This window comes from Streptomyces sp. NPDC028368, assembly GCF_055565615.1.
On record NZ_JBVHTY010000006.1, the window covers coordinates 409,878 to 432,631 of the forward strand.

At 71.2% G+C, this 22,754-nt stretch carries 17 protein-coding genes; 15 read left to right on the top strand and 2 right to left on the bottom strand.

Features of this window, described 5'->3' with window-relative positions; all coding sequences use genetic code 11:
* Positions 1-5 precede the first annotated feature (5 nt).
* From ACZ4S3_RS17130 to ACZ4S3_RS17185, 12 genes are all read left to right on the top strand, one after another.
* The gene (locus tag ACZ4S3_RS17130) at positions 6-1,292 is read left to right on the top strand and encodes a dihydroorotase (protein WP_467933954.1); all 1,287 of its coding nucleotides are present in this window, start codon (positions 6-8) and stop codon (positions 1,290-1,292) included.
* Positions 1,289-1,876 (top strand): PH-like domain-containing protein, encoded by a 588-nt coding sequence (locus ACZ4S3_RS17135; protein ID WP_467933956.1) that lies wholly within the window; start codon positions 1,289-1,291, stop codon positions 1,874-1,876. The genes ACZ4S3_RS17130 and ACZ4S3_RS17135 overlap by 4 nt, the downstream gene beginning before the upstream one ends.
* A complete protein-coding gene (gene carA, locus ACZ4S3_RS17140; RefSeq protein ID WP_467933959.1) occupies positions 1,873-3,027 on the top strand; it encodes a glutamine-hydrolyzing carbamoyl-phosphate synthase small subunit in 1,155 nt (384 codons plus the stop codon). Before ACZ4S3_RS17135 ends, carA begins: the two co-directional genes overlap by 4 nt.
* Entirely contained in the window at positions 3,020-6,331 is a 3,312-nt protein-coding gene (carB, locus tag ACZ4S3_RS17145) for a carbamoyl-phosphate synthase large subunit (protein WP_467933962.1), read from the top strand. The genes carA and carB overlap by 8 nt, the downstream gene beginning before the upstream one ends.
* Before the next feature lie 81 nt (positions 6,332-6,412).
* Positions 6,413-7,522 (top strand): quinone-dependent dihydroorotate dehydrogenase, encoded by a 1,110-nt coding sequence (locus ACZ4S3_RS17150; protein WP_467934244.1) that lies wholly within the window; start codon positions 6,413-6,415, stop codon positions 7,520-7,522.
* Entirely contained in the window at positions 7,519-8,355 is an 837-nt protein-coding gene (gene pyrF, locus ACZ4S3_RS17155) for an orotidine-5'-phosphate decarboxylase (protein ID WP_467933964.1), read from the top strand. The genes ACZ4S3_RS17150 and pyrF overlap by 4 nt, the downstream gene beginning before the upstream one ends.
* 225 nt (positions 8,356-8,580) lie before the next feature.
* Positions 8,581-8,907 carry an integration host factor gene (locus ACZ4S3_RS17160; RefSeq protein WP_467933968.1) on the top strand — a complete coding sequence of 109 codons (327 nt, stop codon included), beginning with the start codon at positions 8,581-8,583 and terminating at the stop codon, positions 8,905-8,907.
* Positions 8,908-8,945: 38 nt separating this feature from the next.
* Complete coding sequence (gmk, locus tag ACZ4S3_RS17165) at positions 8,946-9,566, top strand: guanylate kinase (protein ID WP_467933972.1); 621 nt, start codon at positions 8,946-8,948, stop codon at positions 9,564-9,566.
* Between the two features lie 90 nt (positions 9,567-9,656).
* Positions 9,657-9,929 carry a DNA-directed RNA polymerase subunit omega gene (rpoZ, locus tag ACZ4S3_RS17170; RefSeq protein WP_005319902.1) on the top strand — a complete coding sequence of 91 codons (273 nt, stop codon included), beginning with the start codon at positions 9,657-9,659 and terminating at the stop codon, positions 9,927-9,929.
* Between the two features lie 116 nt (positions 9,930-10,045).
* Positions 10,046-11,281 (top strand): bifunctional phosphopantothenoylcysteine decarboxylase/phosphopantothenate--cysteine ligase CoaBC, encoded by a 1,236-nt coding sequence (gene coaBC, locus ACZ4S3_RS17175; RefSeq protein ID WP_467933976.1) that lies wholly within the window; start codon positions 10,046-10,048, stop codon positions 11,279-11,281.
* Positions 11,282-11,546: 265 nt separating this feature from the next.
* Positions 11,547-12,755, top strand: a complete 1,209-nt coding sequence (metK, locus tag ACZ4S3_RS17180; RefSeq protein ID WP_467933979.1) for a methionine adenosyltransferase — start codon at positions 11,547-11,549, stop codon at positions 12,753-12,755.
* A 110-nt stretch (positions 12,756-12,865) separates the two neighbouring features.
* Entirely contained in the window at positions 12,866-15,004 is a 2,139-nt protein-coding gene (locus tag ACZ4S3_RS17185) for a primosomal protein N' (RefSeq protein WP_467933983.1), read from the top strand.
* Positions 15,005-15,118: 114 nt separating this feature from the next.
* Here the strand turns inward: ACZ4S3_RS17185 and ACZ4S3_RS17190 are convergent, their stop codons facing one another.
* Positions 15,119-15,655, bottom strand: coding sequence for a hypothetical protein (locus tag ACZ4S3_RS17190; protein WP_467933987.1), 537 nt, complete (start codon positions 15,653-15,655; stop codon positions 15,119-15,121).
* Between the two features lie 265 nt (positions 15,656-15,920).
* Here ACZ4S3_RS17190 and fmt point away from each other — a divergent pair, with 265 nt between their 5' ends.
* Both fmt and ACZ4S3_RS17200 read left to right on the top strand, forming a co-directional pair.
* The gene (gene fmt / locus ACZ4S3_RS17195; protein ID WP_467933991.1) at positions 15,921-16,865 is read left to right on the top strand and encodes a methionyl-tRNA formyltransferase; all 945 of its coding nucleotides are present in this window, start codon (positions 15,921-15,923) and stop codon (positions 16,863-16,865) included.
* 53 nt (positions 16,866-16,918) lie between these two features.
* Complete coding sequence (locus ACZ4S3_RS17200) at positions 16,919-18,358, top strand: RsmB/NOP family class I SAM-dependent RNA methyltransferase (RefSeq protein WP_467933995.1); 1,440 nt, start codon at positions 16,919-16,921, stop codon at positions 18,356-18,358.
* A 302-nt stretch (positions 18,359-18,660) separates the two neighbouring features.
* On the opposite strand, the gene ACZ4S3_RS17205 is transcribed toward ACZ4S3_RS17200, so the two are convergent.
* Positions 18,661-19,992, bottom strand: a complete 1,332-nt coding sequence (locus tag ACZ4S3_RS17205) for a lipase family protein (protein ID WP_467933998.1) — start codon at positions 19,990-19,992, stop codon at positions 18,661-18,663.
* A 512-nt stretch (positions 19,993-20,504) separates the two neighbouring features.
* On the opposite strand from ACZ4S3_RS17205, the gene ACZ4S3_RS17210 reads away from it, so the two are divergent.
* Positions 20,505-22,724 carry an NADP-dependent isocitrate dehydrogenase gene (locus ACZ4S3_RS17210; protein WP_467934002.1) on the top strand — a complete coding sequence of 740 codons (2,220 nt, stop codon included), beginning with the start codon at positions 20,505-20,507 and terminating at the stop codon, positions 22,722-22,724.
* Positions 22,725-22,754: the final 30 nt, after the last annotated feature.

The following is a 22,754-nucleotide window of genomic DNA, read 5'->3' on the forward strand; positions in this document are numbered from 1 at the left end:
GAACCATGAGCAAGATTCTGATCCGCGGTGCGAAGGTGCTCGGTGGGGAACCGCAGGACGTCCTGATCGACGGGGAGCTCATCGAGGCCGTCGGTACGGGCCTTTCGGACGAGGGCGCCGCGGTCGTCGAGGCCGGCGGGAAGGTGCTGCTGCCGGGGCTCGTCGACCTGCACACCCATCTGCGCGAGCCCGGCCGCGAGGACTCCGAGACCGTCCTCACCGGCACGCGGGCCGCCGCCTCCGGTGGCTACACCGCGGTGTTCGCCATGGCCAACACCTTCCCCGTCGCCGACACCGCCGGCGTCGTCGAGCAGGTCTACCGGCTCGGCCAGGAGCACGGCTACTGCGACGTACAGCCCATCGGCGCGGTCACCGTCGGCCTCGAGGGCAAGAAGCTCGCCGAGCTGGGCGCCATGCACGAGTCCGCCGCCGGCGTCACCGTCTTCTCCGACGACGGCAAGTGCGTCGACGACGCCGTGATCATGCGCCGCGCCCTGGAGTACGTGAAGGCCTTCGGCGGCGTCGTCGCCCAGCACGCCCAGGAGCCGCGGCTCACCGAAGGCGCCCAGATGAACGAGGGCATCGTCTCGGCGGAGCTGGGACTCGGCGGCTGGCCGGCCGTCGCCGAAGAATCGATCATTGCCCGGGATGTCCTGCTCGCCGAGCACGTGGACTCCCGCGTCCACATCTGCCACCTGTCGACCGCCGGCTCCGTCGAGATCGTCCGCTGGGCCAAGTCCCGCGGCATCGACGTGACGGCCGAGGTCACCCCGCACCACCTGCTCCTCACCGACGAGCTGGTGCGCACCTACAACCCCGTCTACAAGGTCAACCCGCCGCTGCGCACCGAGCGCGACGTCATGGCCCTGCGCGAGGCCCTCGCCGACGGCACCATCGACATCGTCGCCACCGACCACGCCCCGCACCCGCACGAGGACAAGGACTGCGAGTGGGCCGCGGCCGCCATGGGCATGGTGGGCCTGGAGACCGCGCTGTCGGTCGTGCAGCGGACGATGGTCGAGACCGGCCTGCTGACCTGGGCGGACGTCGCGGACCGGATGTCCTTCAAGCCCGCGCGGATCGGCGGGGCCAAGGGCCACGGCCGCCCCATCTCGGCTGGTGAGCCCGCCAACCTCACCCTGCTCGATTCCGCTTACCGTGGAGAGGTGGACCCCGCGGGCTTCGCCTCCCGCAGCCGCAACACCCCCTACGAGGGCCGTGAGCTGCCGGGTCGCGTGACCCACACCTTCCTGCGGGGCCGCGCAACGCTCATCGACGGGAAGCTGGCGTGACTCCTTCACTGATCCCCCTGGCCGAGGCGCAGCAGTCCGCGCCGGTCACCGACTGGGCCGAACGGATCGGCTGGGTCGTCGGCCTGCTGGTCTTCGTGATCTTCCTCTACTGGCTGATGCGCCAGGGCTGGAAGTGGCGCGGCACGCTCCAGGGCGATCTGCCCGAGCTGCCCGCCACCCCCGACGGTCTCGGAGAGCCGCGGCTGACGCTCAGCGGCCGCTACCACGGCTCCACCACCGCGGGGCAGTGGCTCGACCGGATCGTCGCCCGCGGCCTGGGCACCCGTAGCCGGGCCGAACTGACCCTGACCGACCAGGGCCTGGACGTCGTACGGCCGGGCGCGCAGGACTTCTTCGTACCCGCCGCCGCCCTGCGCGGCGCCCGCCTCGACAAGGGCATCGCGGGCAAGGTCCTCACCGAGGGCGGCCTGCTCATCGTCACCTGGGCGCACGGGGACAAGGAGATCGACTCCGGCTTCCGCTCCGACCGGGCGGGCGAGCACGCGGCCTGGGTCGAGGCCGTCAACACCCTCAGTTCCACCACCAGCACCACCGAGCACACCGAAACGGAAGGCGCACGATGACGACCTCCACCAGGGGTACCGCCCACGGCACAAGGGGGCTCCCCGCCGTACTCGTCCTGGAGGACGGCCGCAGCTTCCGTGGCCGTGCCTACGGGGCCGTGGGGGAGACCTTCGGCGAAGCGGTGTTCTCCACCGGCATGACCGGCTACCAGGAGACGCTGACCGACCCCTCGTACCACCGTCAGGTCGTCGTCATGACCGCCCCGCACATCGGCAACACCGGTGTGAACGACGAGGACCCCGAGTCGCAGCGGATCTGGGTCTCCGGCTATGTCGTCCGCGACCCCGCCCGTATCCCGTCCAACTGGCGCTCGGTGCGCTCCCTGGACGACGAGCTGGTGGCCCAGGGCGTCGTCGGCATCAGCGGCATCGACACCCGGGCGCTGACCCGGCACCTGCGCGAGCGCGGTGCGATGCGGGTCGGCATCTTCTCCGGCGAGGCGCTGCCCGACGCCGGCACCATGCTGGCCAAGGTGCGCCAGGCCCCCGAGATGAAGGGCGCGGACCTCTCCACCGAGGTCGCCACCAAGGAGGCCTACGTCGTCCCGGCCATCGGTACGAAGAAGTTCACCGTCGCCGCCATCGACCTGGGCATCAAGGGCATGACCCCGCACCGCATGGCCGAGCGCGGCATCGAGGTGCACGTCCTGCCCGCCACCGCCACCGTCGAGGACATCTACGCGGTCAACCCGGACGGCGTGTTCTTCTCCAACGGCCCCGGCGACCCGGCCACCGCCGACCACCCGGTCTCCGTCATGCAGGGCGTCCTGGAGCGGAAGACGCCGCTGTTCGGCATCTGCTTCGGCAACCAGATCCTGGGCCGTGCGCTGGGCTTCGGCACATACAAGCTCAAGTACGGCCACCGGGGCATCAACCAGCCGGTGCAGGACCGGACGACCGGCAAGGTCGAGGTCACCGCGCACAACCACGGATTCGCCGTCGACGCCCCGCTCGACAAGGTCTCCGACACCCCCTTCGGCCGCGCCGAGGTCTCCCACGTCTGCCTCAACGACGACGTGGTGGAGGGCCTGCACCTCCTCGACCAGCCGGCCTTCAGCGTCCAGTACCACCCCGAAGCCGCCGCGGGTCCGCACGACGCCGCGTACCTCTTCGACCGCTTCGTTTCCCTGATGGAGGGCCAGCGTGCCTAAGCGCACCGATATCCAGTCCGTCCTGGTCATCGGCTCCGGCCCGATCGTCATCGGCCAGGCCGCCGAGTTCGACTACTCCGGCACCCAGGCCTGCCGGGTCCTCAAGTCCGAGGGCCTGCGCGTCATCCTGGTGAACTCCAACCCGGCGACGATCATGACCGACCCGGAGATCGCCGACGCCACCTACGTCGAGCCGATCACCCCGGACTTCGTCGAGAAGATCATCGCCAAGGAGCGCCCCGACGCGCTCCTGCCCACCCTGGGCGGCCAGACGGCCCTGAACACCGCGATCTCCCTCCACGCGTCCGGCACCCTCGACAAGTACGGCGTCGAGCTGATCGGCGCCAACGTCGAGGCGATCAACAAGGGCGAGGACCGCGACCTGTTCAAGGGCGTCGTCGAGGCCGTGCACGCCAAGATCGGCCACGGCGAGTCCGCCCGCTCGGTCATCTGCCACTCCATGGACGACGTCCTCGCGGGCGTCGACGAGCTGGGCGGCTACCCCGTCGTCGTCCGCCCCTCCTTCACCATGGGCGGCGCCGGCTCCGGCTTCGCGCACGACGAGGAGGAGCTGCGCCGCATCGCCGGCCAGGGCCTGACGCTCTCGCCGACCACCGAGGTGCTCCTGGAGGAGTCCATCCTCGGCTGGAAGGAGTACGAGCTGGAGCTGATGCGCGACAAGAACGACAACGTCGTGGTCGTCTGCTCCATCGAGAACTTCGACCCGATGGGCGTGCACACCGGCGACTCGATCACCGTCGCGCCGGCCATGACGCTCACCGACCGTGAGTACCAGATCCTGCGGGACGTCGGCATCGCGATCATCCGCGAGGTCGGCGTCGACACCGGCGGCTGCAACATCCAGTTCGCGGTCAACCCCGAGGACGGCCGGGTCATCGTCATCGAGATGAACCCGCGCGTCTCGCGTTCCTCGGCCCTGGCCTCCAAGGCCACCGGCTTCCCGATCGCGAAGATCGCCGCCCGGCTCGCCGTCGGCTACACCCTCGACGAGATCCCCAACGACATCACCGAGAAGACCCCGGCGTCCTTCGAGCCGACCCTCGACTACGTCGTCGTCAAGGTCCCGCGCTTCGCCTTCGAGAAGTTCCCGGCCGCCGACGCCACGCTGACCACGACCATGAAGTCGGTCGGCGAGGCGATGGCGATCGGCCGCAACTTCCCCGAGGCGCTGAACAAGGCGCTGCGCTCGCTGGAGAAGAAGGGCAGCCAGTTCGACTTCGTCGGCGAGCCGGGCGACAAGGCGGCGCTGCTGGTCAAGGCCCAGGTCCCCACGGACGGCCGGATCAACACCGTCATGCAGGCGATCCGCGCGGGCGCCACCCCGCAGGAGGTCTTCGACGCCACGAAGATCGACCCGTGGTTCGTCGACCAGCTCTTCCTGGTCAAGGAGATCGCCGACGAGATCGCGGCGGCCGAAAAGCTCCACCCGGAGATCCTTGCGGACGCAAAGCGCTATGGCTTCTCCGACGCCCAGATCGCGGCGATCCGCGGTCTGCGCGAGGACGTCGTCCGCGAGGTCCGGCACGCCCTCGGCGTCCGCCCCGTCTACAAGACGGTCGACACCTGCGCCGCCGAGTTCGCCGCGAACACGCCGTACTTCTACTCCTCCTACGACGAGGAGACCGAAGTCGCGCCGCGCGAGAAGCCGGCCGTGATCATCCTCGGCTCCGGGCCCAACCGCATCGGCCAGGGCATCGAGTTCGACTACTCCTGCGTCCACGCCTCCTTCGCCCTGAGCGACGCGGGCTACGAGACGGTGATGGTCAACTGCAACCCGGAGACCGTCTCCACCGACTACGACACCTCCGACCGCCTGTACTTCGAGCCGCTGACCCTCGAGGACGTGCTGGAGATCGTGCACGCCGAGACCCAGGCAGGACCGGTCGCCGGCGTCATCGTCCAGCTCGGCGGGCAGACCCCGCTGGGCCTGGCGCAGGCGCTCAAGGACAACGGCGTACCGATCGTGGGCACCTCGCCCGAGGCGATCGACCTCGCCGAGGAGCGCGGCGCCTTCGGCCGCGTCCTGACCGAGGCCGGGCTGCCCGCACCCAAGTACGGCACGGCCTTCTCGTTCGCCGAGGCCAAGCAGATCGCCGCCGAGATCGGCTACCCGGTCATGGTCCGTCCGTCCTACGTCCTGGGCGGCCGCGGCATGGAGATCGTCTACGACGAGCCGTCGCTGGGCGAGTACCTCACCCGCCACGCCGGCCTGATCGACCGGCACCCGGTCCTCATCGACCGCTTCCTCGACGACGCCATCGAGATCGACGTCGACGCCCTCTACGACGGCCGCGAGCTCTACCTCGGCGGCGTCATGGAGCACATCGAGGAGGCCGGTATCCACTCCGGCGACTCCGCCTGCGCACTGCCTCCGATCACCCTCGGCGGCTTCGACATCAAGCGGCTGCGGGCCTCGACCGAGGCCATCGCCAAGGGAGTTGGCGTCCGCGGCCTGATCAACATCCAGTTCGCGATGGCCGGGGACATCCTCTACGTCCTCGAGGCCAACCCGCGTGCCTCCCGTACGGTCCCCTTCACCTCGAAGGCCACCGCGGTGCCGCTGGCCAAGGCCGCCGCCCGGATCTCGCTCGGCTCCACCATCGCCGAACTGCGCGCCGAGGGCATGCTCCCCAAGACCGGCGACGGCGGCACCCTGCCGCTGGACGCGCCGATCTCCGTCAAGGAAGCCGTTATGCCCTGGTCCCGGTTCCGGGACGCCTCGGGCCGCGGCGTGGACACCATCCTCGGCCCGGAGATGCGCTCCACCGGCGAGGTCATGGGCATCGACTCGGTCTTCGGCACCGCCTACGCCAAGTCCCAGACCGGCGCCTACGGGGCGCTGCCCACCAAGGGCCGCGCTTTCGTCTCGGTCGCCAACCGCGACAAGCGCTCGATGATCTTCCCGGCCCGTGAGCTGGTCGCGCACGGCTTCGAACTGCTCGCCACCTCCGGCACCGCCGAGGTGCTGCGCCGTAACGGCATCAACGCCACCGTGGTGCGCAAGCACTCCGAGGGCGAGGGGCCGAACGGCGAGAAGACCATCGTCCAGCTGATCCACGACGGTTATGTCGACCTGATCGTCAACACGCCGTACGGCACCGGCGGCCGCCTCGACGGCTACGACATCCGTACCGCTTCCGTCGCCCGTGGCATCCCCTGCCTGACCACGGTGCAGGCGCTGGCCGCGGCCGTGCAGGGCATCGAGGCGATGTCCCGCGGCGACGTCGGCGTCCGTTCCCTCCAGGAACACGCGCAGCAGCTCATCGCGGCCCGCGAGGAGTAGGGCCAAGGAGGGGGACACCGAGACGGTGTCCCCCTCTTCGTGAGCCCCGCACCCCTGACCGTGGAAGGCCCCCGTACCGCCATGTACCGCCTCTTCTTCAACCTGATCTTCAAGCGTATGGACCCCGAGAAGGCCCACCACCTGGCCTTCCGCTGGATCCAGCTGGCCGCCCGCACCCCCGTGCTGCGCACCTTCATCGCCGCCGCCCTCGCGCCCCGCTACAAGGAACTGCGCACCGAGGCGCTCGGCCGGCGGATGCACGGCCCGTTCGGCCTGGCCGCCGGCTTCGACAAGAACGCCGTCGCCATCGACGGCATGACGATGCTCGGCTTCGACCATGTCGAGATCGGCACCGTCACCGCCCAGGCGCAGCCCGGCAACCCCAAGAAGCGCCTCTTCCGGCTCGTCCCGGACCGCGCGCTGATCAACCGCATGGGCTTCAACAACGACGGCTCGGCGTCCGTGGCGGCCCGCCTCGCGGCCCGTAACCCCGTCTTCCCGACCACCGTCGGTGTCAACATCGGCAAGACCAAGGTCGTCCCGGAGGCCGAGGCGACCGCCGACTACGTCACCTCCACCGAGCGGCTCGCGCTGCACGCCGACTACCTGGTCGTCAATGTCTCCTCCCCGAACACCCCGGGTCTGCGCAACCTCCAGGCCGTCGACCACCTGCGCCCGCTGCTGACCGCGGTGCGCGAGGCCGCCGACCGTACGGTCACCGACCGCCGGGTCCCGCTGCTCGTCAAGATCGCCCCGGACCTGGCCGACGCGGACATCGACGCGGTCGCCGACCTCGCCGTCGAGCTGGGCCTGGACGGCATCATCGCCACCAACACCACCATCGCCCGCGACGGCCTCGGCCTGATCTCCGACCCGGCTCTGACCGCCGAGACCGGCGGCCTCTCCGGCGCACCCGTCAAGGACCGCTCCCTCGCGGTCCTGCGCCGCCTCTACGCCCGCGTGGGCGGGCGGATCACCCTCATCGGGGTCGGCGGCATCACCACCGCCGAGGACGCCTGGCAGCGCATCCTCGCGGGCGCCACCCTCGTCCAGGGCTACAGCGCCTTCATCTACGAGGGCCCGTTCTGGTGCCGCGCGATCCACAAGGGCCTGGCCGCGCGCCTGCGCAACAGCCCGTACGCCACCCTCGCCGACGCCGTCGGCGCCGAGCACAAGAAGGTCACGGCATGACCCTGGAGTCATTCGGTGCGCGCCTGCGCCGCGCCATGGACGAGCGCGGCCCGCTCTGCGTCGGCATCGACCCGCACGCCTCGCTGCTGGCCGACTGGGGCCTGAACGACGATGTCGCGGGCCTGGCCCGCTTCACCCGCACCGTCGTGGAGGCGCTCGGCGAGACGGTCGCGGTCTTCAAGCCGCAGTCCGCGTTCTTCGAGCGCTTCGGCTCGCGCGGCCTCGCCGTCCTGGAGACCGCCGTCGCCGAGGCCCGCGAGCGCGGCGCTCTGGTCCTGATGGACGCCAAGCGCGGCGACATCGGCTCGACCATGGGCGCGTACGCGGACACCTACCTCAACCCGCGCAGCCCGCTCTTCTCCGACGCGGTCACCCTCAGCCCGTACCTGGGCTTCGGGTCGTTGCGTCCGGCGCTCGATGCCGCCGTCCTGAACGGCTGCGGCGTCTTCGTCCTCGCCCTCACCTCCAACCCGGAGGGCGCCGAGGTCCAGCGCGCGGTACGCGAGGACGGCCGGACGCTCGCCGCGACCATGCTCGGCCACCTCGCCGCCGAGAATGCCGGTACCGAGCCGCTGGGCTCCTTCGGCGCGGTCGTCGGCGCCACCCTCGGCGATCTCTCGTCGTTCGATCTCGCGATCAACGGCCCGCTGCTCGCCCCCGGCATCGGCGCGCAGGGTGCCACCCCCGCCGACCTCCCGACGGTCTTCGGGGACGCCGTACGCAATGTGGTGCCGAGCGTCAGCCGCGGCGTGCTCCGGCACGGTCCGGACGCCGCAGCTCTGCGCGCCGCGGCGGCCCGATTCGCCGAAGAGGTGCGGACCGCGGTCGGTTGAGAGCGCCGAAGAGCTCTTCGGCAGGTGTTTTGATCCCGAATTGTCCTGGTCAGCAGAGTCTGACCAGGACTTTTCGTCTGTTCTCGCTGACTCCGGCGCCCTCTGCCGCTAGTCTCCGTCGAGAGCACTGCACGTAAGCGCGTTGCTCGTTGCTCCGCAGGTGCGGGGCGACTAGGTTCCACACCGGTCCGTATCCGACAGTTCGACATCCGAGGTGACGTAGGCGTGGCTCTTCCGCCCCTTACCCCTGAACAGCGCGCAGCCGCGCTCGAGAAGGCCGCCGCGGCTCGCCGGGAGCGCGCCGAGGTCAAGAATCGGCTCAAGCACTCCGGCGCTTCCCTCCATGAGGTCATCAAGCAGGGCCAGGAGAACGACGTCATCGGCAAGATGAAGGTCTCCGCCCTCCTTGAGTCCCTGCCCGGCGTCGGCAAGGTCCGCGCCAAGCAGCTCATGGAGCGGCTCGGGATCTCCGAGAGCCGCCGCGTCCGGGGTCTTGGCTCCAACCAGATCGCGGCCCTGGAGCGCGAGTTTGGCGGCAGCGCTGCCGGCTGAGTTTTCCGGCATAGCCGGGAAGCTGGAATAATCGCTGTATGAGTTCTGCAGTCTCCCGGGGGGAGACCCCCGTACCCCCGGTCAGACAACCGCGGCTGACCGTGCTCTCCGGCCCCTCGGGGGTCGGCAAGAGCACGGTCGTCGCGCATCTGCGCAAGGTCCATCCCGAGGTCTGGCTCTCGGTTTCGGCCACCACCCGCAAGCCGCGCCCCGGGGAGCGGCACGGTGTCCAGTACTTCTTCGTCGACGACGAGGAATTCGACAAGCTCATCGCCAACGGCGAACTGCTCGAGTGGGCCGAATTCGCCGGCAACCGCTACGGCACCCCCCGCAAGGCGGTCCTGGACCGCCTCGAGGCCGGGGAGCCGGTGCTGCTGGAGATCGATCTGCAGGGCGCCCGTCAGGTCCGCGAGTCCATGAAGGAAGCCCTGCTGGTCTTCCTGGCCCCGCCGAGCTGGGAGGAGCTGGTCCGCCGGCTCACCGGCCGGGGCACCGAGGCACCCGAGGTCATCGAGCGCCGGCTGGCGGCCGCCAGGGTCGAACTGGCCGCGGAGAAGGAATTCGATGTGACCCTTGTCAACACCTCCGTCGAGGCCGTCAGCCGTGAGCTGCTAGCCTTGATGCTGGATCGATCTGGGGACCGGAACATCAGCGGCTGACCCCGCGGCGAGAAAACGGCTTCCCCGGACCGTCAAAGTTTTTTGCGTTTCATGCACCACCCCCGCTTCATCCCCTTCGGAAGGCAGAGAGTGTCCTCTTCCATCACCGCACCCGAGGGCATCATCAATCCGCCAATTGATGAGCTTCTCGAGGCCACCGACTCGAAGTACAGCCTTGTGATCTACGCCGCAAAGCGCGCGCGCCAGATCAACGCGTACTACTCGCAGCTCGGTGAGGGCCTGCTTGAGTACGTCGGTCCGCTCGTCGACACGCACGTCCACGAGAAGCCCCTGTCGATCGCGCTGCGCGAGATCAACGCGGGTCTGCTGACCTCCGAGGCCATCGAGGGCCCGGCGCAGTAAGCGGCACAGCAGCTCAGCAAGGGCCCGGCGGGACGACCGCCGGGCCTTTGGTGTGTCATAGGGGCAGATACGTACGGACCGCGTACGGAACCGGTGTCTCGGGGAGCGGCGGAGCGATGGACAAACAGGAGCGGGAACGGCCCAGGGTCGTCCTGGGGGTCAGCGGCGGGATCGCCGCGTACAAGGCGTGTGAGCTGCTGCGGCGGCTCACCGAGTCCGGGCACGACGTACGGGTGGTGCCGACCGCCGCGTCGCTGCACTTCATCGGCGAGGCCACCTGGTCCGCGCTGTCCGGCAATCCGGCCGGTCACGAGGTCTGGGAATCCGTTCACGAGGTCCCGCACGTGCGCATCGGCCAGGCCGCCGACCTCGTCGTGGTGGCCCCCGCCACCGCCGACATGCTGGCCAAGGCCGCCCACGGCCTCGCCGACGACCTGCTGACCAACACGCTGCTCACCGCCCGCTGTCCGGTGATCTTCGCGCCGGCGATGCACACCGAGATGTGGGAGAACCCCGCCACCCAGGAGAACGTCGCCACCCTCCGCCGCCGTGGCGCCCTCGTCATCGAGCCCGCGGTCGGCCGCCTGACCGGCGTCGACACCGGCAAGGGCCGCTTCCCGGACCCCGTGGAGATCTTCGAACTGTGCCGCCGGGTGCTGGCCCGCGGTGACCGCGCCCTGACCCAGGACCTCGCGGGCCGCCATGTCGTGATCTCCGCCGGCGGCACCCGCGAGCCCCTGGACCCCGTGCGCTATCTGGGCAACCGCTCCTCCGGCAAGCAGGGCTACGCCCTCGCCCGCACCGCGGCGGCCCGGGGCGCCCGGGTCACCCTCGTCGCGGGCAACACCGAGCTGCCCGACCCGGCCGGGGTCGACGTGCTCCGCATCGGTACGGCCCGGCAGCTGCGCGAGGCCGTGCTCAAGGCCTCCGCGGACGCCGACGCGGTCGTCATGGCCGCCGCCGTGGCCGATTTCCGCCCGGCCGTTTACGCCAGCGGAAAAATCAAGAAGAAGGACGGCCAGGAGCCGGAACCCGTCACCCTGGTCCGAAATCCGGACATTCTCGCGGAGCTCTCCGCCGACCGGGCGCGCCCCGGTCAGCTGGTGGTCGGCTTCGCCGCCGAGACCGACGACGTCCTCGCCAACGGCCGTGCCAAGCTCGCCCGCAAGGGCTGTGACCTGCTGGTCGTCAACGAGGTCGGCGAGCACAAGGCCTTCGGCTCGGCCGAGAACGAGGCGGTGATCCTCGCCGCGGACGGGAGTGAGACCCCGGTGCCGTACGGTCCGAAGGAGGACCTGGCCGAAATTCTCTGGGATCTCGTCGCTCCGCGTCTGAGCGAGCCCCGCTCCTGAGCGCCGCGGAGCCCTCCCGTCCGGCCCCCCACCTGGCCTCATCGACCCCGCACACACCGGCGTGCCCCCTTGACCCGACCGCCTCCCTGAGGTGATTGTCCTACGGTGGGCCGTGGTGTCCCAGGTCACGGGGGGTCCATAAATCGAGACTGCGTGCCCGAACGCCACATCCGACCGATAAACTGGCGAGTGGATCGGGCCGAGCGCAGCTCTCGGCCCTTCCGCCAATGATCAGCCAGCAGCCGCTGCAACCCCAGGGAGCGATGTGTCCCGCCGCCTGTTCACCTCGGAGTCCGTCACCGAGGGCCACCCCGACAAGATCGCTGACCAGATCAGCGACACCATCCTCGACGCGCTCCTCAAGGAGGACCCGACCTCCCGGGTCGCCGTCGAGACGCTGATCACCACCGGCCTGGTCCATGTGGCCGGCGAGGTGACGACCAAGGCGTACGCCGACATCCCCAACCTTGTCCGCAACAAGATCCTGGACATCGGCTACGACTCGTCCAAGAAGGGGTTCGACGGCGCTTCCTGTGGCGTCTCGGTCTCCATCGGCGCGCAGTCCCCGGACATCGCCCAGGGTGTCGACACCGCGTACGAGAACCGCGTCGAGGGCGATGACGACGAGCTGGACAAGCAGGGCGCCGGCGACCAGGGCCTGATGTTCGGCTACGCCTGCGACGAGACCCCGGAGCTGATGCCGCTCCCGATCAACCTCGCGCACCGCCTCTCCAAGCGCCTGTCCGAGGTCCGCAAGAACGGCACCATCCCCTACCTGCGCCCCGACGGCAAGACCCAGGTCACCATCGAGTACGACGGCCACAAGGCCGTCCGCCTGGACACCGTCGTCGTCTCGTCCCAGCACGCCTCGGACATCGACCTCGACTCGCTCCTCGCACCCGACATCCGCGAGTTCGTCGTCGAGCACGTCCTCAACCAGCTCGTCGAGGACGGCATCAAGCTGGACACCGACGGCTACCGCCTGCTGGTCAACCCGACCGGCCGCTTCGAGATCGGCGGCCCGATGGGCGACGCCGGCCTGACCGGCCGCAAGATCATCATCGACACCTACGGCGGCATGGCCCGCCACGGCGGCGGCGCCTTCTCCGGCAAGGACCCGTCCAAGGTCGACCGCTCGGCCGCCTACGCCATGCGCTGGGTCGCCAAGAACGTCGTCGCGGCCGGCCTCGCGTCCCGCTGCGAGGTCCAGGTCGCCTACGCCATCGGCAAGGCCGAGCCCGTCGGCCTCTTCGTCGAGACCTTCGGCACCGCAGCCGTCGACGTCGAAAAGATCGAGACCGCCATCAGCGAGGTCTTCGACCTCCGCCCGGCAGCGATCATCCGCGACCTCGACCTGCTCCGCCCGATCTATGCCCAGACCGCCGCCTACGGCCACTTCGGCCGTGAGCTGGAGGACTTCACCTGGGAGCGCACGGACCGCGTGGAGGCGCTGAAGAAGGCTGCGGGCGTGTAATTCGCCCCAGCTCGCTGTGACGTACGGCCCCGGACCGCTTGGCGGTCCGGGGCCGTACGTCTGAGCATCGCCGCCCGCCGCTGTCCGACCCATCTGCTAAACCTGGAGCTGTGAGCAGGGAGAACGGGCGACCGGGGGCGGAAGCGGGTGCGGGCGAGCAGTTGGCTCTCATCCGGGAGACGGTGCGGGGGAGCAAGGCGGAGCGGGCGAAGCCCCGGACGTGGCGGGGGGCCGAGCTGGCGGCCGGGCTGCCGGTGGCGCGGGTGCTGGTCGACAAGGGGCTGGTGCACCTGGACCGGTATTTCGATTACGCGGTGCCGGCGGCCATGGATGCCGAGGCGCAGCCCGGTGTGCGGGTGCGGGTGCGGTTCGGGGCGGGGGAGAAGGGGGGCCGCCGCGAGGGCGGCAAGCTGGTCAGCGGGTTCATCGTGGAGCGGGTGGCGGAGAGCGAGTACCGGGGGGTGCTCGCGCCCCTCGCGCAGGTGCTGTCGTCCGAGAGGGTGCTGACGCCGGAGCTGCTGGGGCTGTGCCGGGCGGTCGCGGACCGGTATGCGGGGACGCTGGCGGATGTGGTGCAGCTGGCGGTGCCGCCGCGGCGGGCGCGGGCGGAGGCCAAGGCGTCGCCGGCGCCGTTGCCACCCAACGCGCCGCCGGAGGCGGGGAGTTGGGGACGCTACGGCGCGGGGGCCGGGTTCTTGGCGGCGTTGGCGCGGGGGGATGCGCCGCGGGCGGTGTGGACGGCGCTGCCGGGGGAGACCTGGCCGCAGGAGCTGGCGCGGGCGGTGGCCGCGGCGCTGGCGTCGGGGCGGGGTGCGCTGGTGGTGGTGCCGGACGGGCGGGCCGCGGCGCGGGTGGATGCCGCACTGGGTGAGCTGATCGGGGCGGGGCGGCATGTGCTGCTGACCGCGGATTCCGGGCCCGAGGAGCGGTATCGGCGCTGGCTGGCGGTCAGCCGTGGCTCGGTGCGGGCCGTGGTCGGCACGCGCGCGGCGATGTTTGCGCCGGTCAGGGAGCTGGGGCTGGTCGCGCTGTGGGATGACGGGGATGCCAGTCACAGCGATCCGCATGCCCCGCAGCCGCATGCCAGGGAAGTGCTCATCCAGCGGTCGGTGAGCGAGCGGGCCGGGTTTCTGCTGGGCGGGCTGAGCTGCACGGTCGAGGCGGCGCAGCTGGTCGAGACGGGCTGGGCGCGGCCGCTGGCGGCCGAGCGGGAGCAGGTGCGGGCCGCGGCGCCCATGGTGCGTACGGTCGGTGACGGGGACGAGGCGCGGGATGCCGCGGCGCGCGCCGCCCGGCTGCCGACGATGGCGTGGCAGGTGGTGCGGGAGGGGCTCAAGCGCGGCCCGGTGCTGGTCCAGGTGCCCCGGCGCGGGTATGCGCCCCGGCTGGCGTGCGAGCGCTGCCGGGCCCCGGCCCGGTGCCGGACCTGCGCGGGCCCGCTGGAGTCGCAGGAGGCGGGGCGTGAGCCGGCGTGTGCGTGGTGTGGCCGCGGGGAGCCGGACTGGCATTGCGCGGAGTGCGGAGGCGGCCGGCTGCGTGCCCGGATAGTGGGGGCGCGGCGGACGGCGGAGGAGCTGGGGCGGGCGTTCCCGGCGGTGCCGGTGCGTACCTCGGGGCGTGACCACATCCTGACGACGGTGCCCGGTGCGCCCGCGCTCGTGGTGAGTACGCCGGGTGCGGAGCCGGTGGCCGAAGGGGGCGGTTACGCGGCCGCGCTGCTGCTGGACGGCTGGGCGCTGCTCGGGCGGCCGGATCTGCGGGCGGGGGAGGAGGCGCTGCGGCGCTGGCTGGCCGCCGCCGCCCTGGTGCGCGGACATGCGGAGGGCGGCACGGTCGCGGTGATCGCGGAGCCGACGCTGCGGCCGGTGCAGGCGCTGGTGCGCTGGGATCCGGTCGGTCACGCCGTACGGGAACTGGCCGAGCGGGCCGAGCTCGGCTTCCCCCCGGTGTCGCGGATGGCGTCGGTGGCCGGCCGGGCGGAGGATGTGGCCGAGCTGCTGGGGGCCGCCGAACTCCCTTCCGGCGCCGAGGTGTTGGGGCCCGTACCCCTGCCGGTGCCGGATGCGGGGCGGCCCCGTCGGCCGGGCGATCCCCCGCCGGGGGAGGCGTGGGAGCGGGCGCTCGTACGGGTCCGGCCGGGGCAGGGCGCGGCGCTCGCGGCCGCGCTCAAGGCGGCGCGCGCGGCGCGGCTGGTCAAGCGGGAGGGCGAGGCGGTACGGGTGCGGATCGATCCGCCCGATCTGGGGTGACGGTTCCCGCGTACGGCGCCGCCCCGGGACCGTGGCCGGCGGGCGGTCCCGGGGCGTTGGCGAGCGTCGGCGGGCGCACCGGCGGAGCGCTGCGCGCGGCGGTCGTGGGCGGCGTCAGCCGTTGCGGGGGCCGGGGAAGGCGCCCGGCCGGGCCTCGTCCCGGCCGACCGTGGCCGGCTGCGCGGGCATCGAACGGGCGGCGGGGACGGACGGCGTCCCGGGCAGGCCCGTGGCCACGCCGACCGCGCGGGACGAGGACGCCTCCGGCGTGCGCTCGCCGCCGTCGGCCGCGGGCTGGGCGGCGGCCCGGCGGGCACCGTAACGGCGGTGCACCGCCTGCTTGGTGACGCCGAGCGCCGAGCCCACCGCGTCCCAGGAGAAGCCCAGCGAACGGTCGAAGTCGACCGCCGCGGTGACGAGCGTTTCGACGCTGTCCCGCAGCTCCTGGGCGAGGCGCACGGTCGGGGCCGGCGCGCGTCCGTACACGACGAAACCCGCGGAGGGGCCGCTGCGGCGCGGCCGGTAGACATTGCCGAGCTGGGCGGTCAGGGTACGCAGCGCGTCCACCTGTCGGCGGACCCGCTCGATATCGCGTACCAGGAGATGCAGGCTGGCGCGTGCCTGGGCGTCGTGGGTTGCGTGGTCGGCCATGAGCGAGCCTCTCGAACCGGCGTCAGATGGGGAAGGGTGAAAACGATCGGGCCGCCAAAGCGGCCCGTTGTAGGTCAATGCTGTTTGACCAACGCGACAGGAGCGGCTCTGGTCACGGTATGGGGGCGTGCGAGCTTCCGTGAGAGGCGCGGACATGTTCGTACGCCCCCCGCCGCCCGAGCCCCGGAGTCCCTCCCCAGGATGCGGGCCAAGCCCCATAGACTGGTGCGTCGTTCCGCAGCGCGAGAGAGGTAGTGCGTCACCCATGAGGCTCGTCTTCGCCGGCACCCCCGAGGTTGCCGTGCCCGCCCTCGATGCCCTGATCGCCTCGGACCGGCATGAGGTCGTCGCCGTCGTGACCCGGCCCGACGCCCCGTCCGGCCGCGGCCGCAGGCTGGTCGCGAGCCCCGTCGCGGAGCGCGCGGAGGAGGCGGGCATCGAGGTGCTCAAGCCCGTCAAGCCGCGCGACGAGGACTTCCTGGCCCGGCTGCGGGAGATCGCGCCGGACTGCTGCCCGGTGGTCGCCTACGGCGCGCTGCTGCCGAAGGTCGCGCTCGACATTCCCGCCAGGGGGTGGGTGAATCTGCACTTCTCGCTGCTGCCCGCCTGGCGCGGCGCGGCGCCCGTTCAGCACGCCGTACTCGCGGGCGACGAGTTGACCGGCGCCTCGACCTTCCAGATCGAGCAGGGCCTGGACTCCGGCCCGGTGTTCGGGGTGCTGACCGAGGAGGTGCGGCCCACCGACACCAGCGGCGATCTGCTCACCCGGCTGGCGTTCGCGGGCGCGGGTCTGCTCACCGCCACCATGGACGGCATCGAGGACGGCACCCTGCACGCCGTCCCGCAGCCGGCCGAGGGCGTCTCCCTCGCCCCGAAGATCGAGGTCGAGGACGCCAAGGTGGACTGGACGGCGCCGGCGCTGCGCGTCGACCGCGTCATCCGCGGCTGCGCACCCGCCCCCGGCGCATGGACGGTCTTCCGCGGCGAACGCCTCAAGCTGATGGCGGCCGTCCCGGCGCCGGACCACGCGGACCTGGACCTGGCGCCCGGCGCACTCGCCGTCACCAAGAAGGCGGTCCACGTCGGCACCGGCAGCCACCCCGTCGAACTTGTGTGGGTCCAGCCCCAGGGCAAGAAGCCGATGAAGGGCGCCGACTGGGCCCGCGGCGTGCGGATCGAGGCCGGGGAGCGGCTGGGGGACGGCTCCTGAGCCGGGCGTAGGCTGGGGCCGAACCCCTCCTCTCGTATCCGGAGCACCTTTCTGTGAGCCAGCAGCCGCCTCGCCGTCATGGCACCCGTAAGCCCTATCGCCGCCCGCAGAAGGACCCGGTGCGGATCCTCGCGTTCGAGGCGTTGCGGGCCGTGGACGAGCGGGACGCCTACGCGAATCTCGTGCTGCCGCCGCTGCTGCGCAAGGCGCGTGAGGGCGGCGACTTCGACAGCCGGGACGCGGCGCTGGCGACCGAGCTGGTGTACGGGACGCTGCGGCGGCAGGGCACCTACGACGCGATCATCGCGCAGTGTGTGGACCGGCCGCTGCGGGAGGTCGACCCCCCGGTGCTGGACGTGCTGACGCTCGGCGCGCATCAGTTGCTCGGCACCCGGATTCCGACGCATGCCGCCGTCAGCGCGAGTGTCGAGCTGGCCCGCGTGGTGCTGGGTGACGGCCGGGCGAAGTTCGTCAACGCGGTGCTGCGCAAGGTCGCGGCCCACGATCTGGACGGCTGGCTGGAGCGGGTCGCGCCGGATTACGACGAGGATCCCGAGGATCACCTCGGCATCGTGCACGCCCACCCGCGCTGGATCGTCTCCGCCCTGTGGGACGCCCTCGGCGGCGGCCGGGCCGGCATCGAGGACCTGCTGGACGCGGACAACGAGCGGCCCGAGGTGACGCTGGTGGCGCGGCCGGGCCGGTCCACCGCCGAGGAGCTGCTGGCCGTCGTCGGCGAGGAGAGCGCGCTGCCGGGCCGCTGGTCCCCGTACGCCGTCCGGCTCGCGGAGGGCGGCGAGCCGGGCGCGCTGGACCCCGTACGGGAGGGCCGCGCCGGCGTCCAGGACGAGGGCAGCCAGCTCGTCGCGATCGCGCTGGCCAACGCGCCGCTCGAGGGCCGCGACCGGGCCTGGCTGGACGGCTGCGCGGGCCCCGGCGGCAAGGCGGCGCTGCTGGGCGCGCTGGCGGCGCAGCGTGGTGCCGCCCTGCTGGCGTCCGAGAAGCAGCCGCACCGTGCGCGCCTGGTGGCACGGGCGCTCGAGGGAAACCCCGGCCCGTACGCGGTCATCGCCGCCGACGGCACCCGTCCGGCCTGGCGGCCCGGCGCCTTCGACCGCGTCCTGGTGGATGTGCCCTGCACGGGCCTGGGCGCGCTGCGCCGCCGCCCCGAGGCACGCTGGCGCCGCCGCCCCGAGGACCTGGACGGCTTCGCCCCGCTCCAGCGCGAGCTGCTCCGGCAGGCCCTGGCGGCCGTCCGGGTCGGCGGCGTCGTCGGCTACGCGACCTGCTCGCCCCACCCCGCCGAGACCCGGGCCGTGGTGGACGACGTGATCAAGGGACGCGGCGGCTCCGCGGTGGAGGTGGAGTTCATCGATGCCCGGCCGCTGATGCCGGGTGTCCCGGCGCTCGGCGACGGCCCGGACGTCCAGCTGTGGCCGCATCTGCACGGGACGGATGCGATGTATCTGGCGCTGTTGCGGCGCACGGGCTGAGCGGCAGCGGTCCTGTGGCGTCTCGGAATGAGTGACCTTGTCTCATCTTCCGTGGCCCCTGTCCGGCCCAGGGGCTGGGACGTGGCCACGTCGGTGCCGATGAGGCTCCGTGGCATGGATGGAGCGATCATCGAACACCGTGCTTGGCCACGTCCCAGCCCCGACTTGCTGTGGTCTTCCACCGGACACCCAGCCGCGGGAACGACGCGGCCCTGCGCTTCGGCCTGCCGCCCGGAAGGCCGCAGTGCGGCCACCCCGGGCCGGTGGCCCGCCGAAGTCCCGCACTGTCCAGGTCGTTGGTATCAGTGGACGATTCGCTCCATGATCCAGTCGACCAGTGGCTTGGTCACCTGGCTGTGCTCGGTGTTCTCGCTGTCGCACCTGAACTCGTCGAGCGCGCTCTTCTCGTCGGCCGCCTCGACCTTCTCGTACAGGTTGACGTCCCACGTGGCCGGGTCGTAGTCCAGCGCGACCGCACTCACGGAGGGGACGAAGCAGCTGAACTTGTACGTCTCCGGGATGTCGGCCCCGAGTCCCGCGGCGATCTTGCCGAAGGAGCCGAGGGTGCCACCGGGCGCGCCGTCAAGGCCGGCAACGTACGAGGTGAAGCCCCGTCGGACCTGGCCTGCGGCCCGCATCTCACCGATCGGCTTGCGCGTTCCGCCGTCGGGCTGGAAGTTCGCCTGGGCGTAGACGATCAGTGGCACCTGCCGCTTGAACACCTCCGCGCCGGCCGGCAGGTCGCGGCCGGTGCCGTTGCCGGTGCCGTTGGCCACGCCCAGCTTGCGCGGCCGTTGCGGGAAGTGGCCGAGGTCGCGCAGTTCGGCCAGGAACTGCGTGCGCAGTGCGCTGGAGGTGGCGACGGGGCCTTCGTACTTCGCGTCCGGGATCCATGCGTACAGCAGCTGCTGCGCGGCGGGGCTCCTGATCAGCTCGGCCTCCTTGACCTTGCCGGGCTTGGCCGGCAGCGCCTCGAAGAAGTAGGCCATCTGCTGGAGGATCAGCGGGATCCAGGCGCCGTTGTGCGGGGAGTCCCAGGAGAGGTAGGTCGCGGTCTGGTGGTCCTGGTGGTGGTTCTCCATCTCGGCGAGGGCGTAGCGGGTGATGATGCCGCCCATGCTGACCCCGCCGACGATCAGCGGCTCACCGCCCTGCCTCTCTTGGATGACCTTGTTGATGGCGCTGATCACCACCCCGGCGTTGGCCTGGATGTAGGTGTGGCGCTCCTCGAAGCCGACCAGGACCACGTCGATGCCCGCGGTGAGCAGCTGCTCGAGGAAACCCACCTTGCTGCCCGGGTAGGGCGCGTTGAAGTGGGCGAACAGCCCCGGCAGGTCACTGCGGCCGTAGTTGAAGCCGTCCGCGAAGATGAACGGCCGCTCCAGCTCGTCGTGGCCGTCGGCGAGGTAGACCGCAGCCTCGCCGATGGCCACCTCCCCCTGGTACGGGCGGGCGGACCGAAGCGGCCAGGTGTGCTTCGGCTTCCGGTCGCTGTCGCGCGCCACGCCCGTCGGGGTGCCGAACCAAGGGCCCTGCGGCAGGTTCTTGGCGAACTCCGCCACCTTGTCCGCCGAGGACTTCTCCTCGGCCTGCTTCCACGTCAGTTCGACGTCGATCCTGGCTTCTTGTGCCATGGGACAGCTACCGCCTCTGCGTAGGTGTTGTTCACGGGCCCGCCACAGCCCATCGCCTGATCACGTGCGAGCGGGGCGGGCGGTGCACGGGATGTGTCACAACTCCCGGCAGGGAATGGGATCCGCCACCCGCTCTCACGGTGACCAAATGTAACATTACGGTCACTCGGTGTATCGGATGGAAGTGGCCCGCCTCGCCGCCCAGGCAGTGCTTCGGCAGCCGGCCGGCGACCGATCCCATCGGGGAGCTACCGCAACGGCTCGCCGGCCCCTCACGGAACGCAGAGATCGTTGGCGAACGGGGGCATCCAACTCACTTCTCACCCCGGCGAGTCCGCGCACATGATTACGGCGTACGCCCTGATGCGGCGCGGCAGCGCCTGCGGGAGTCCAGCGGCGACTTCGCCGTGCTCCCCCCGGCGGAGGCGGGGCCCTGTCGAGAGGGGGGCGATCACGAGATATCTTGATGTCGAGCAATGTTGGAGACGTGGAGAACTGGAGCGGAGCACCCGGTGACTGACTCGACCATCATCTATACGCACACTGACGAGGCTCCGGCCCTGGCGACGCATTCGTTCCTGCCTGTGATCCAGGCATACGCATCGACGGCCGGTGTCACGGTGGAGACCCGTGACATCTCCCTCGCGGGGCGGATCATCGCCAGCTTCCCCGAGCGTCTCGAGGAGGGCCAGCGCATCGACGACGCGCTCACCGAGCTCGGTGAGCTGGCCAAGACGCCCGGCGCGAACATCATCAAGCTGCCGAACATCTCGGCGTCGATTCCGCAGCTGAAGGCGGCGGTCGCCGAGCTGCAGCAGCAGGGCTACGCGCTGCCGGACTACCCGGACGACCCGAAGACCGACGAGGAAAAGGACGTCCGCGCGCGGTACGACAAGGTCAAGGGCAGCGCCGTCAACCCGGTGCTGCGCGAGGGCAACTCGGACCGTCGCGCCGCCGCTGCGGTGAAGAACTACGCCAAGGCGCACCCGCACCGGATGGGTGCCTGGACGCCCGAGTCGAAGACGAACGTCGCGACCATGACCGCCGACGACTTCCGTTCCACCGAGAAGTCCGCGGTGATCGGTGAGGCCGGCTCGCTGCGCATCGAACTGCACGGGGACGACGGCAGCACCACCGTGCTGCGCGAGTCGGTACCGGTGCTCGCGGGCGAGGTCGTGGACGCCTCCGTCATGCGCGTCGCGGCGCTGCGCGAGTTCCTCACGGAGCAGGTCGCCCGCGCCAAGGCCGAGGGCGTGCTGTTCTCGGTGCACCTGAAGGCCACGATGATGAAGGTCTCGGACCCGATCATCTTCGGTCACGTCGTACGGGCCTTCTTCCCGAACACCTTCGCCGAGCACGGCGCGGCGCTCGCCGCGGCCGGCCTGACCCCGAACGACGGACTCGGCGGCATCCTCAAGGGCCTGGAGTCGCTGCCCGAGGGCCCGGCGATCAAGGCGTCCTTCGAGGGAGAGCTCGCCGACGGTCCCGCGCTGGCGATGGTCGACTCCGACCGCGGCATCACCAACCTGCACGTGCCGAGCGATGTCATCGTCGACGCCTCCATGCCGGCCATGATCCGCACCTCCGGCCACATGTGGGGTCCCGACGGCGACGAGGCCGACACTCTCGCGGTCATCCCCGACAGCTGCTACGCGGGCATCTACCAGGTCGTCATCGACGACTGCCGGGCGAACGGCGCGTACGACCCGTCGACGATGGGCTCGGTGCCGAACGTCGGTCTGATGGCGCAGAAGGCCGAGGAGTACGGCAGCCACGACAAGACCTTCGAGATCCCCACCACGGGTACGGTGCGGGTCGTCGACGGCGCCGGCAACGCCGTGCTGGAGCAGGTCGTCAGCGCCGGTGACGTGTTCCGGATGTGCCAGACCAAGGACCTGCCGATCCAGGACTGGGTCAAGCTCGCCGTCACCCGCGCCCGCGCGACCGGCGACCCGGCCGTGTTCTGGCTGGACGAGGGCCGCGCGCACGACGCCGGCCTGATCGCCAAGGTCAAGCAGTACCTCCCGGAGCACGACACCGAGGGCCTGCAGATCGAGATCATGGCGCCGGTCGACGCGATCAAGTTCTCGCTCGACCGCATCCGCCGCGGTGAGAACACGATCTCGGTCACCGGCAATGTCCTGCGTGACTACCTGACCGACCTGTTCCCGATCCTGGAGCTGGGCACCAGCGCCAAGATGCTGTCGGTCGTGCCGCTGATGAACGGCGGCGGGCTGTTCGAGACCGGTGCCGGCGGCTCCGCGCCCAAGCACGTCCAGCAGCTGGTCAAGGAGAACTACCTGCGCTGGGACAGCCTGGGCGAGTTCCTCGCGCTGGGGGTCAGCTTCGAGCACCTGGCGCAGACGACGGGCAACGCGCGCGCCCAGGTGCTCGCCGACACCCTCGACCGTGCGACGGCCACGTTCCTGGAGAACGACAAGTCGCCCAGCCGCCGCCTCGGTGGCATCGACAACCGCGGCAGCCACTTCTACCTGGCGCTGTACTGGGCGCAGGAGCTGGCCAAGCAGACCGACGACGCACAGCTCGCGGAGGCGTTCGCGGCCCTGGCCAAGACGCTGACCGAGCAGGAGCGGACCATCGTCGACGAGCTGATCGCGGTGCAGGGTTCGCCGGCCGAGATCGGTGGCTACTACCAGCCCGACGCCGCCAAGGCCTCGGCCGTCATGCGTCCGTCGCAGACCCTGAACCAGGCTCTCGCGATCCTCGCCTGACACGGCAGCCCGACGGCACGTTCCGCCCCG

What these genes read in the sequence shown, in the direction of transcription:
- ACZ4S3_RS17130 (WP_467933954.1), top strand. Translation starts at nt 6, where the DNA reads ATGAGCAAGATTCTGATCCGCGGTGCGAAGGTGCTCGGTGGGGAACCG.
- carA (WP_467933959.1), top strand. Translation starts at nt 1,873, where the DNA reads ATGACGACCTCCACCAGGGGTACCGCCCACGGCACAAGGGGGCTCCCC.
- ACZ4S3_RS17150 (WP_467934244.1), top strand. Translation starts at nt 6,413, where the DNA reads ATGTACCGCCTCTTCTTCAACCTGATCTTCAAGCGTATGGACCCCGAG.
- pyrF (WP_467933964.1), top strand. Translation starts at nt 7,519, where the DNA reads ATGACCCTGGAGTCATTCGGTGCGCGCCTGCGCCGCGCCATGGACGAG.
- gmk (WP_467933972.1), top strand. Translation starts at nt 8,946, where the DNA reads ATGAGTTCTGCAGTCTCCCGGGGGGAGACCCCCGTACCCCCGGTCAGA.
- coaBC (WP_467933976.1), top strand. Translation starts at nt 10,046, where the DNA reads ATGGACAAACAGGAGCGGGAACGGCCCAGGGTCGTCCTGGGGGTCAGC.
- ACZ4S3_RS17190 (WP_467933987.1), bottom strand. Translation starts at nt 15,655, where the DNA reads ATGGCCGACCACGCAACCCACGACGCCCAGGCACGCGCCAGCCTGCAT.
- fmt (WP_467933991.1), top strand. Translation starts at nt 15,921, where the DNA reads ATGAGGCTCGTCTTCGCCGGCACCCCCGAGGTTGCCGTGCCCGCCCTC.
- ACZ4S3_RS17205 (WP_467933998.1), bottom strand. Translation starts at nt 19,992, where the DNA reads ATGGCACAAGAAGCCAGGATCGACGTCGAACTGACGTGGAAGCAGGCC.